At 74.1% G+C, this 9,570-nt stretch carries 12 protein-coding genes; 7 read left to right on the top strand and 5 right to left on the bottom strand.

The genetic code is table 11. The features are described 5' to 3' along the window. Positions 1 to 130 precede the first annotated feature (130 nt). From HCJ92_RS08225 to HCJ92_RS08195, 7 genes are all read left to right on the top strand, one after another. On the top strand, positions 131 to 310 hold the full coding sequence (locus HCJ92_RS08225) for a hypothetical protein (protein WP_167932803.1): 180 nt from the start codon (positions 131 to 133) through the stop codon (positions 308 to 310). Then, on the top strand, positions 307 to 735 hold the full coding sequence (locus tag HCJ92_RS08220) for a roadblock/LC7 domain-containing protein (RefSeq protein ID WP_167932802.1): 429 nt from the start codon (positions 307 to 309) through the stop codon (positions 733 to 735). Before HCJ92_RS08225 ends, HCJ92_RS08220 begins: the two co-directional genes overlap by 4 nt. Next, the gene (locus HCJ92_RS08215) at positions 735 to 1,112 is read left to right on the top strand and encodes a DUF742 domain-containing protein (protein ID WP_167932801.1); all 378 of its coding nucleotides are present in this window, start codon (positions 735 to 737) and stop codon (positions 1,110 to 1,112) included. Before HCJ92_RS08220 ends, HCJ92_RS08215 begins: the two co-directional genes overlap by 1 nt. Continuing rightward, entirely contained in the window at positions 1,093 to 1,710 is a 618-nt protein-coding gene (locus tag HCJ92_RS08210) for a GTP-binding protein (protein WP_167932800.1), read from the top strand. The genes HCJ92_RS08215 and HCJ92_RS08210 overlap by 20 nt, the downstream gene beginning before the upstream one ends. Positions 1,711 to 1,837: 127 nt before the next feature. Further along, positions 1,838 to 3,106 (top strand): cytochrome P450, encoded by a 1,269-nt coding sequence (locus HCJ92_RS08205; protein ID WP_167932799.1) that lies wholly within the window; start codon positions 1,838 to 1,840, stop codon positions 3,104 to 3,106. A 101-nt stretch (positions 3,107 to 3,207) separates the two neighbouring features. Next, positions 3,208 to 3,984 (top strand): class I SAM-dependent methyltransferase, encoded by a 777-nt coding sequence (locus tag HCJ92_RS08200; protein ID WP_167932798.1) that lies wholly within the window; start codon positions 3,208 to 3,210, stop codon positions 3,982 to 3,984. 102 nt (positions 3,985 to 4,086) lie between these two features. Further along, on the top strand, positions 4,087 to 4,335 hold the full coding sequence (locus HCJ92_RS08195) for a hypothetical protein (protein ID WP_167932797.1): 249 nt from the start codon (positions 4,087 to 4,089) through the stop codon (positions 4,333 to 4,335). A gap of 152 nt (positions 4,336 to 4,487) precedes the next feature. On the opposite strand, the gene HCJ92_RS08190 is transcribed toward HCJ92_RS08195, so the two are convergent. The 5 genes from HCJ92_RS08190 to rfbB form a co-directional block, all read right to left on the bottom strand. Then, positions 4,488 to 5,162 (bottom strand): histidine phosphatase family protein, encoded by a 675-nt coding sequence (locus HCJ92_RS08190; RefSeq protein WP_167932796.1) that lies wholly within the window; start codon positions 5,160 to 5,162, stop codon positions 4,488 to 4,490. Beyond that, complete coding sequence (locus HCJ92_RS08185; RefSeq protein ID WP_338054075.1) at positions 5,078 to 6,169, bottom strand: alpha/beta fold hydrolase; 1,092 nt, start codon at positions 6,167 to 6,169, stop codon at positions 5,078 to 5,080. Before HCJ92_RS08185 ends, HCJ92_RS08190 begins: the two co-directional genes overlap by 85 nt. A gap of 100 nt (positions 6,170 to 6,269) precedes the next feature. After that, a complete protein-coding gene (locus HCJ92_RS08180) occupies positions 6,270 to 7,031 on the bottom strand; it encodes an isocitrate lyase/PEP mutase family protein (protein WP_167932794.1) in 762 nt (253 codons plus the stop codon). Positions 7,032 to 7,203: 172 nt separating this feature from the next. Further along, entirely contained in the window at positions 7,204 to 7,968 is a 765-nt protein-coding gene (locus HCJ92_RS08175; RefSeq protein WP_167932793.1) for a thioesterase II family protein, read from the bottom strand. Positions 7,969 to 8,238: 270 nt separating this feature from the next. Next, positions 8,239 to 9,258, bottom strand: coding sequence for a dTDP-glucose 4,6-dehydratase (gene rfbB / locus HCJ92_RS08170; RefSeq protein WP_167932792.1), 1,020 nt, complete (start codon positions 9,256 to 9,258; stop codon positions 8,239 to 8,241). Positions 9,259 to 9,570 lie beyond the last annotated feature (312 nt).

Genomic DNA, 9,570 nt, shown 5'->3' with positions numbered 1-9,570 from the left:
GCCCGACGCCGCGACCGGCCGTGCGAGCGCCGCCCCGCCCGCCTCTACGGCCGGTGCGAGCGCCGCGGCGCCATTCGCCACCCGGGCACCGGACACCGGGACGCCCGACGGCCCGCCCGAGGAACGCCGCTTGCCCAAGCGGCGACGCGGGTCGACCCTCCCCGACCGTCCCGCGGACCGGAAGCCGGACACCGGCACCCGGCTCGCGCCGGACGAGGCGGCCCGCCGCATGTCCTCCTTCCACCACGCCGTGCGACCCGCGAACCCCGCCGCTCCCCCGGCCACCTCGGACCTCCCGGAGACCCCATGACGCCCAACTCCCTGTCCTGGCTGATGAACGACTTCCGCGACCGGACGGAGGGCGTGGAGCACGCACTGCTCTTCTCGCGAGACGGTCTCAAGCTGCACTGGGACGACGGCCTGGACCCCGATCCGGAGGCCGACCCCGTCGTCCGCGACCGCGTGGAGTACCTGGCCGCCATCGGTTCCGGCATCGCCGGACTCGCGGCCGAGGCGTCGGACAAGCTGGACTGCGGCGGCTCCCCCGACTACATCACCCTGCTCTTCCCCGAGCGCCAGCTGCTCCTGGTCAACGCCGGGCACGGCGCGGTCCTCACCGCGCTGGCGGCGGCCGACGCGGAGCCCGGTCTGGTGGGCGCCGAGATGGTGCGGCTCATCGACCGCCTGTCCGAGCACCTCGGCATAGCGCCGCGGCAGTCAGGAGCGCCGGCCTGATGATCGACCCGGATCTGCCCGACCGCCTCTTCGTCGCGCTGTCCGGACGCACCGCCCCCGCACCCGAGCACGTCTTCGACCCGGTCTCCCTGATCGTCACCGAGGACTCCGCGGGCAGCGGGCTGGGGTTGGAGGAACGCGCCATCGTCGAGGCCTGTGCCAGGCCGCTGGCCGTGGTCGAGATCTCCGCCCACCTCCAGCTGCCGCTGGGGGCGGTCATGGTGCTGCTCTCCGGGCTCCTGGACCGGGGTTGCGTCAGCGTCCGACATCCGCGGACACACACCGCTCCGACCACCGGGGGCGCCGGCTTCATCGCGTGGCAGCCGCCCGACCCCCACGTGCTGGAAAGGACCCTCGTTGCCCTCCGTAACCTCTGACGCGCCCCCGCAGTTGGCGGCCACCGCCAGCAGCGGCCTGAAGATCGCGGTGGCCGGAGGCTTCGGCGTCGGCAAGACCACCTTCGTCGGCGCCATCAGCGAGATCACCCCCCTGCGCACCGAGGCGGAGATGACGGGCGCCTCCGTGGGCGTCGACGACGTCGCCGCCACCCCTACGAAGACGACCACCACCGTCGCCTTCGACTTCGGACGCATCAGCCTCGACGACCAGCTGGTGCTGTACCTCTTCGGCGCCCCGGGGCAGGAACGATTCGAGTTCCTCTGGCAGCGGCTGTTCACCGGGGCTCTCGGCGCCGTCGTCCTGGTGGACACCCGCCGCATCGAGGCGTCGCACGCCTCCCTGGACCGGGTGGAGGCGGCCGGGCTCCCGTTCGTCGTCGCCCACAACGTTTTCGACGGCGAGGACGACGTCTTCAGCCTCGACGACATCCACGAGAGCCTCTCCCTCTCACCCGACGTCCCGGTCGTCCGCTGCGACGCCCGGGACCGCGGCTCGGTCCGCGACGTCCTGGTCAAAGCGCTGGACCACGTGCGGCGGGCGTCCGTCCTGCACGAGGCCGGGGGGCCGGCCCGGTGAGCGGCTGCCCATCCCGAGGCGGCCCCGCCGCACCGCGCGCCGCCGCCCGGCTCCAGGGGCGTCCGCCCGTGGGCCCGCCCACCGGGCCGCTCGACGCGGCCCGGATCGCGAACGGAGACACCGCACCATGAACGACACCCCGCTCGTGGAGTTGCCGGAGAGCCACCTGGACGCACCTCGGCTCGGCGACCCGCGCTACGCCACCGAGCCCGCTCAGATCTTCACCGAGCTCCGTTCGCGGTACGGCGCGGTGGCACCGGTCCTGCTCACCGGCGACGTCCCGGCGTGGCTGGTGCTCGGCCACCGCGAGCTCCAGCACGTCACGGCGGACACCGCCACCTTCACGCGGAACGTCGCGCGGTGGCGTCTGGGGCCGAGGCTGCCGGGGGACTGGCCGCTGTGGCCGATGCTCGGTGGCGGCGAGGGCGGCGCGGCGCTGCTGTACACGGAGGGCGAGGAGCACCGCCACCGCGCGGCGGCGGTCGCCCACGCGCTCGACGGCGACCTGCTGGAGTTCCGTTCCCGCTGCGAGCAGTTCGCCGAGGAGCTCGTGGAGTCCTTCGCCGCCGACGGCGAGGCCGACCTGATGAGCGCCTACGCCCTCCGGCTGCCGATCATGGCGGTGGGCTGGGCCATGGGTTTCCCGCCGGAACGCAGCAACGAACTGCTGGAGAGCGTCACCACGATGCTCTCCGGCGGACCCGACGCCATCGACGCGCAGCGGCGGCTCCGTCTGATCGGTCTCGACCTCGTCGCCGAGACCCGCCGCGCACCGGGCAACAACGTGGCGGGACGTCTGGCGACCCATCCGGTGAAGTTGACCGACCAGCAGTTGCTGGAGGACCTGCTGGTCGTGGCGACCGCGGGCCATCAGACGACCAGCAACTGGATCGGCAACGCGTTGCGGTTGATGCTCACCGACCCCCGGTACACCGACTCCTTCGCCCGGGGGCGGCTGCCGGTCGGGCAGGCGCTGCGGGAGGTCCTCTGGGAGGACACCCCGACGCAGGTGAGCGCCGGGCGGTGGACGACCCGGCCCGTCGAACTGGGCAACGCGCGGATCCCGGCGGGCGACATGCTCCTGCTCGGGCTCTCCGCCGCCAACAGCGACCCGGCCATCCGCCCGCTCGGCGGTCGCGCCCTTCGCGGCTCGCAGGCGTACCTGTCGTACTCGCACGGGCCGCACGGCTGCCCCAACCCGGCGCGGGAGATGGCCGAGTCCATCGCCGCCGCGGGCATCGAGGTGCTGCTCGACTCGCTGCCCGACCTGACCCTCGCGTGTCCCTCGGAGGACCTCCGCTGGTACCCGGGCGTCTGGATCCGCGGGCTGCAGGCGCTCCCGGTGACGTTCACCCCGTCCCTCTACACCGGGCGCGCCCCCGACCCCTGGGCCTGACCACGGCGGCGGCTGCCCGGCGGGCAGCCGCCGCCCCGGTCGCACGGCTCGATCCCTGCGACGGCGCCGCGGGAGTAGCCCCTTCGGCCTATCTTTGTTCCATGAACAAACAAACACCGGACGGCAGCGCCGGGGACGCGGACTACGGCAGGATCGGCGCCGGCTACGCCCACCACCGACGCCCCGACGCCCGCATCGCGTCGGCGATCACCGACGCGCTCGGCGCCGTCCGGACCGTCGTCAACGTCGGCGCGGGGGCCGGCTCCTACGAACCGGTCGGACCGGAGGTGACGGCGGTCGAGCCGTCGCGCTCCATGCGCGCCCAACGGCCGCCCCACCTCTCCCGTGCGGTCGACGGCGTGGCGGAGCGCCTGCCCTTCGACGACGACAGCTTCGACGCCGCCATGTCCACCTTCAGCGTCCACCAGTGGCGTGACCCCGCGGCGGGGCTGGCGGAGATGCGGCGCGTGGCGCGGGGGCCCGTAGTCGTCCTGACCTGCGACCCGGAGCTGGTCCGTGACTTCTGGCTCGCCGCGTACGCACCGTTGGTGCTGGAGACCGAGGCCCGCCGCTACCCGCTCCTGCCGGCCATCGCCGAAGCACTGGGCGGCGACGTCGCCGTCGACCGGGTCCCCGTGCCGCTCGACTGCACCGACGGCTTCAACGAGGCGTATTACGGGCGCCCCGAGCTGCTGCTCGACCCGGGTGCGCGCCAGGCGTGTTCCGCCTGGAGCTTCGTGGAGCCGGACCTGCGGGAGCAGTACGTGGACCACCTCCGCCGGGAGCTGGAGTCCGGGCGCTGGGACGAACTCCACGGCCCGCTCAGGCAGGAGCCCACCTTCGACGGCTCCCTCGTCCTGATCCGCGCCCTGCCCTGACGCCGGGGCCGCGGCGGCCGGAGTCGCCCGCCACCCGCGCGAGTTCGTCACGGAACGGCCACATCGCTACCGCGGGCCGCCGCGGCGCGCCACGCTGGCGGCATGACACGCACCATCCGCGCCGCGTTGGCGGCCACCCTCCTCTCCGCGCTGGCTGTCGGCTGCTCGTCCCGGAACGCCGAGCAGGCATGCTGGGACGCGCTCACCGCCGAATCCGCACCCACCGGCAAGCCCGAGGTCTGCGAGGGAATCCCGCAGGACGACTACGACGTGCTGGTGAGGGTCGCCGGGATCGAACGCGACGGTCTCCAGGGCGAGCTGGACGCCCTCCTCGACCAGCACGGCGGCTGAGTGCGCGCCGGAGCGGGGGGGGCACCGGGCGCCGCGCCGTCGCCCGGACGCAGCGTCGAAGGCCGCGGGGGAGACCGTCCGCGCCTCCCGACGGGCCGCCGCACCGCCGACGACGACCGCACCCGCCCGTACGACGGCGGCCCGCTGCGCGCTCAGCTCCTGGGCGGCTCGGGAGCCTCGTCCGTCGTCTCGCCCGCGGGGCCGCTCCCGGCGGCCTCGCCGGTGTGTCCGACCGGGGTCTCCGTCCAGCTCTCCAGCCGCCAGCCGTCCGTGGGCGAGCCGGTGACGGTCACCACACCGGCGTTCTCCAACTCGCGGAAAGCCACCTCGTCGACCTGCACGTTCCCGGCCCGTGCCGCGGTCCACATGCGGATCGCGGCGCCGTGACTGAACAGGGCGGCGGTCATGCCCTCGGCGGCGACCTCCGCGACCACCTCGTCGAACCGGGCAATGGCCTCCTCGCCCGTCTCTCCGCCCGGCATGCGGCGGGCGGTCTCACCGGCGGCCCAGGCGAAGACCGTGCCGAGGTAGAGACCGATGGAGTCCCCGTCACCGTGCATCTCCAGGTCGCCGGCGGCCAGTTCCCGCAGCCCGTCACGTACGCGCACCTCCAGCCCCAACCTTGTCGCCAGCGGCGCCGCGGTGAGCTGGGTGCGGAGCAGGTTGGAGGCGTAGATCGCCTCGATCCGCTCGCCGGAGAGCACGGCGGGGAGGGCAGCCGCCTGGCTCTCGCCCAGCGGGGTCAGCGCCGGACCGGGCGCGGCGGTGTCCAGCAGGCGCCGTACGTTCGAGGGGGTCTGGCCGTGTCTGATGAGCAGCAGGCGCATGGGTCGGGTCGGTCCTCCTGGTAGCCGTCGGGGGTCCGGTCCACTCTCGCACCGCTGCACGGCGGCGACAGCCCCGGGTGCACCGTCGTCCGCACCCGCCGCGACCTCTGGGCGGGACCGGCGGCGGGGAGCTCGGCGGAGCGCGGCCGGAAGGCCGGGCGGAAACAGTCGTGGAACAGGCCCGGATGCCCGATGGGGCCGAGCCCGTGGTCATCGGGTTCGACGACCCAGCGCTGGACACGTGCCGAGGTCGGCCGAGCGGGCGTGCGCTCGGTCGCCCCGTTCGTGGCGAACAGGTCGTCACCCGCCGCCACCGCGAGCACGTCGAGGTCGAGCGTCGCGGCGCGTCGTAGCGCGTCGCGGTCGGCGCGCCCCATCGTGCGGGCGAAGTCGGCACGGCCGCGGGCCCGGTCGAACGCGACACCGCGCGGCAGCTCCTCGGTCCGGCCGAGGCGCCGCCCCGGGAAGTAGCCGCAGGCGGGTGTGAGCGCGGGCATCGCCACGTGACGGCGCCGGAGCGTGTCGAGCCGGCCATGTCGCCGGGGGTCGGCCCAGTGGGCGTGCTGGGCGCCCACCAGCAGCAGGCGGGAGACCTCGGGGACCCGCGGCGCCAGGCAGGTCGCGAACCCGCCAAGGCTGTGGCCGACGACGACCAGCCGGTCCTCGGGGGCGGTGCGGCGGGCCCGACCGAGCACCGCGACCAGGTCCGGCGTGCCCCACTGGTGGCATCTCACCGGCAGGGACCGGAGCGCTCTCCCGCCGCCGGCCGGACCGGACCGGCCGATGCCGCGGTGGCCCGCCGCCACCGCGCGGAAGGCGGCGTCGGCGAGGTGGGAAGCGGAGCGCCAGTGGTACGACGCCTTGGCGCCGGTGGCCGGTGGCCGGTGCGACGACCACGGTCGGCGGCGGCCGGGGCGAGCACCCGGGCGGTGAGCCGGTAGCCTCGGCGCACTCCACCGCGGTGTCCGTCGCCCGGGTGGACGCCGTGCCCGGGGCCTCGGCGTCACCTGCTTCACCGATCCGAACTCCCCCGGCGGCCTCCAGCCGGTGAGTGCGGCGCCGGCACGTGCGTCCCACTCGCCCCCGCCCCCGTGCAGGGAGGCGCGGCTACGGCGCCCAGGGGGCGAGCATCTCCGACATCGCGTCGGTCAGGGCGAATTGGAGCAGCGGTCCGTAGGTGACCCGGCCGACGCCGAGGCGGCGGAAGCGCTCCAGGTCGTGCTTGACCGGATGGGCGGTGGAGTTCACCGGCACACCGACGGCGCCGACCACCGCGGCGAGCAGCTCGTCGTCGTCCTGGATACGCACCGGGTAGACGCTGTCGGCTCCGGCGCGGGCCAGCGCCCGCAGCCGCTCGATCGCCTCGTCGAGGACGTCGGCGGCGTTCGCCGCGTGCAGGAAGAGGTCGGTGCGGCCGTTGACCCAGAGCGGGACACCCGCGGCGTCGGCCGCCTCGCGGAGACCGGCGACGAAGGCGGCGTGTTCCTCCGTGGTGCGCACCCGCCCGCCGTCCGAGTGGACGGTGTCCTCGATGTTGACGCCGACACCGCCGACCTCCACCAGCCCCGCCACCAGTTCAGCGGGCTCCCGTCCGTAACCGGCCTCCAGGTCGACGGAGACGGGTACCTCGACCGACGCGATAATCGGCCGGACGGCGGCGAGGACGTCCTCGAACGTCTGGCCCTCCTGGTCGGCCGCGCCGCGCGCGTCCGCCAGCGGATGGCTGCCGATCGTCAGAGCCGGGAAGCCGGCCGCGGCGGCGGTGCGCGCCGACCACACGTCCCAGACGGTCGGCAGTACGAGCGGCGCGTGGTCGGAGTGCAGGTGCCTGAGGCGCTGGGCGCGTTCCACAACGGTGCGAGAGTCCATGGCGCCGACGCTACTCCCCCGGCCACCCCGCGCGGGGTAACGACGAGGCGGGCCGAGTCCACCGCCGGCGCCGCGCACGGTCCCGCTCGGCCGTCGTGAGCGGTGGACATCGGCGCCGGGACGTCTCCATCGGTCGGCCGGCGGCTCCACGGGGTGTCCGGCCGACCCGTCGTCAGGAAGCGCTGCCGACCGTGCCGCTCAGATGATCAGAGATGGCGGCGATCACCTTCGGCGCGTGGTCGTTGAGGTAGAAGTGCCCGCCCGGGTAGACGTCGACGGTGCAGTCGCCCGTGGTGTGGGCCTCCCAGGCCCGTGCTTCCTCCAGGGTGGTGAGCGGGTCCTGGTCGCCGGTCAGCACCAGCACCGGGCAGTCCACCGCGGCGCCGGGTTCGCTGCGGTAGCGCTCGACGGCGCGGTAGTCCGCCCGCAGGGCGGGCAGCAGCATCCGTACCAGGTCGGGGTCGTCGAGGATGCCCGCGGCGGTGCCGCTGAGCCGGTCCACCTCGCTGAGGAGGCGGCCGTCGGACGCCTGGTGCAGGGACTCGTCCCGGTAGCGGGAGGGCGCGCGGCGGCCGGACGCGATCAGGCTGACCGGGGCGGAGCCCTCGCGGCTGAGGCGGAGTGCCACCTCGAAGGCGACGATGGCGCCCAGGCTGTGGCCGAAGAGAGCCAGCGGCTTCCCTGCCCAGGGACGGAGCGCGGCGGTGGCGCCGTCCGCCAGTTCCGCGACGGACTCCAGGCACGGCTCCCGGTGGCGGTCCTGACGGCCCGGGTACTGCACCGCCAGCACCTCGGCCGCGGGGGCCAGTGCCTGGGCGACCGGATGGAAGTAGCTGGCGGAGCCGCCCGCGTGGGGGAAGCAGGCCAGTCGCACGGCTGCCTCGGGCGCCGGGCGGAAGCGCCGGATCCAGGTGCTGGTGTCGGTTTCCGTCGTCATGCCCTCAGTCTCTCCGTTCTGTTCGGTCCCGCGGCATCGCTCGTCCGGAACCGGCCCGGAACTGGCCCGGAACCGGCGCCGATCGGTCCCGCGGCGGCCGGGACGGCGCGTCGCGGGACCGAGGGTCGCGGGCTCGTGCCCGTCCCGCTCGCGCGGGGCGAGGTCGCGGGCCGCACCGGCCGCCGTCGGTCGGGCGGGACGGCGCCGGACAGGAGCCTGGGGCCTGTCTGGTGGATCCCGCCTGGCCCGCGGCGCCACGTACCGGACAACCTAGGGCGTGGAGGCGGGCGCCGTGGCGGGCGCGCCCTCGGTGACGGGGCTGCGACCCCGCAGCGGCTCCCACCAGCTCCGGTTGGCGGCGTACCAGCGGATGGTGTCACGGACACCCTCGTCGAAGGGGATCCGGGGGGACCATCCCAGCTCGCGGCGGATCTTCTCCGAGTCGAGCAGGTACCTGCGGTCGTGTCCCGGCCGGTCGGGGACCGTCCGCTTCAACGAGGAGGGCAGGCCGAGTTCGTCGAGCACGAGATCGGCGAGCTCGCGCACGCTGGCCTCGACGCCCGTGCCGACGTGGTAGGTGTCGCCGATCCGCCCGCCGTCGAGCACGGCGGCGATGGCGCGGCAGTGGTCCAGGACGTGGATCCACTCGCGGCGGTTGTCGCTGGACTCGTACACGGGAAGAGGCTCGCCGTCCAGGGCGCGGGTGGTGAAGAGCGGCAGGACCTTCTCGGGGAACTGGTGGGAGCCGTAGTTGTTGGCGCAGTTGGTGATGGTCACCGGGAGCCCGAAGGTCTCGTGGTACGACCGCACGGCGTGGTCCGCGCCCGCCTTGCTGGCGTTGTAGGGGGTCCGCGGCCGGTAGGGGCTGTCCTCGGTGAACATCTCGTCGCTGTCCAGGGCGAGGTCCCCGTAGACCTCGCACGTCGAGATGTGGTGGAACCGCTCCACACCGCTGTGGCGGCAGGACTCCAACAGCTCCTGGGTCTCCAGCACATTGGTCCGGAAGAAGCGTCCGGGGTCGAGGACGGCCAGGCTGTTGTGCGACTCGGCGGCGAAGTTGACGACGGTGGTGACGCCGTGCTCCACCAGCGCTTTCCGCGCCTCCTGGCTGCCGATGCCGGCGTGCACGAACACCACCCCCGGGCGCACGTCCGCCAGATTGCTCTCGGTGCCCGCGTAGGTCAGGGCGTCGAGCGCTACCACGGTGTCGGCGGGGTTGTTCTCCAGCCAGTACCGCACGAAGTGCGAGCCAATGAAGCCGGCCGCTCCTGTCACCATTATCGAAGCCATGCGGCGCACAATAGGCGGCCACCGACGGTTGACCGCACCCGCAGTGGCCCCAGGCCCTCACTAGGGGCCCCTATTCCGACGCCGGCGCCGGGACGACCATCCGGCAGGGGGCCATCCGGGCCCCTGCCGGACGCCCCGCGCGGCCTCACCGATGGCTGCGCTCCGGACAGACGCCACGCGCCCGAAACAGGCCCGGGTTTCCCGGAACCGGTCCGCAGACGGGCACTGCGCCGCAAAATCACTGGTAGCGGCGATCAGCTTTCGGGCATCTGGCGTCCTCGGTCAACTACTGTCCGTCTGTCGGTACTTGAC

It is taken from the genome of Streptomyces spiramenti (assembly GCF_012034385.1).
Classification (GTDB): Bacteria; Actinomycetota; Actinomycetes; order Streptomycetales; family Streptomycetaceae; genus Streptomyces; species Streptomyces spiramenti.
Note: the sequence above shows the minus strand (reverse complement) of the source record. Positions and strands in the feature narration are given on the sequence as shown.

What these genes read in the sequence shown, in the direction of transcription:
- HCJ92_RS08220 (WP_167932802.1), top strand. Translation starts at nt 307, where the DNA reads ATGACGCCCAACTCCCTGTCCTGGCTGATGAACGACTTCCGCGACCGG.
- HCJ92_RS08215 (WP_167932801.1), top strand. Translation starts at nt 735, where the DNA reads ATGATCGACCCGGATCTGCCCGACCGCCTCTTCGTCGCGCTGTCCGGA.
- HCJ92_RS08205 (WP_167932799.1), top strand. Translation starts at nt 1,838, where the DNA reads ATGAACGACACCCCGCTCGTGGAGTTGCCGGAGAGCCACCTGGACGCA.
- HCJ92_RS08200 (WP_167932798.1), top strand. Translation starts at nt 3,208, where the DNA reads ATGAACAAACAAACACCGGACGGCAGCGCCGGGGACGCGGACTACGGC.
- HCJ92_RS08195 (WP_167932797.1), top strand. Translation starts at nt 4,087, where the DNA reads ATGACACGCACCATCCGCGCCGCGTTGGCGGCCACCCTCCTCTCCGCG.
- HCJ92_RS08190 (WP_167932796.1), bottom strand. Translation starts at nt 5,162, where the DNA reads ATGCGCCTGCTGCTCATCAGACACGGCCAGACCCCCTCGAACGTACGG.
- HCJ92_RS08180 (WP_167932794.1), bottom strand. Translation starts at nt 7,031, where the DNA reads ATGGACTCTCGCACCGTTGTGGAACGCGCCCAGCGCCTCAGGCACCTG.
- HCJ92_RS08175 (WP_167932793.1), bottom strand. Translation starts at nt 7,968, where the DNA reads ATGACGACGGAAACCGACACCAGCACCTGGATCCGGCGCTTCCGCCCG.
- rfbB (WP_167932792.1), bottom strand. Translation starts at nt 9,258, where the DNA reads ATGGCTTCGATAATGGTGACAGGAGCGGCCGGCTTCATTGGCTCGCAC.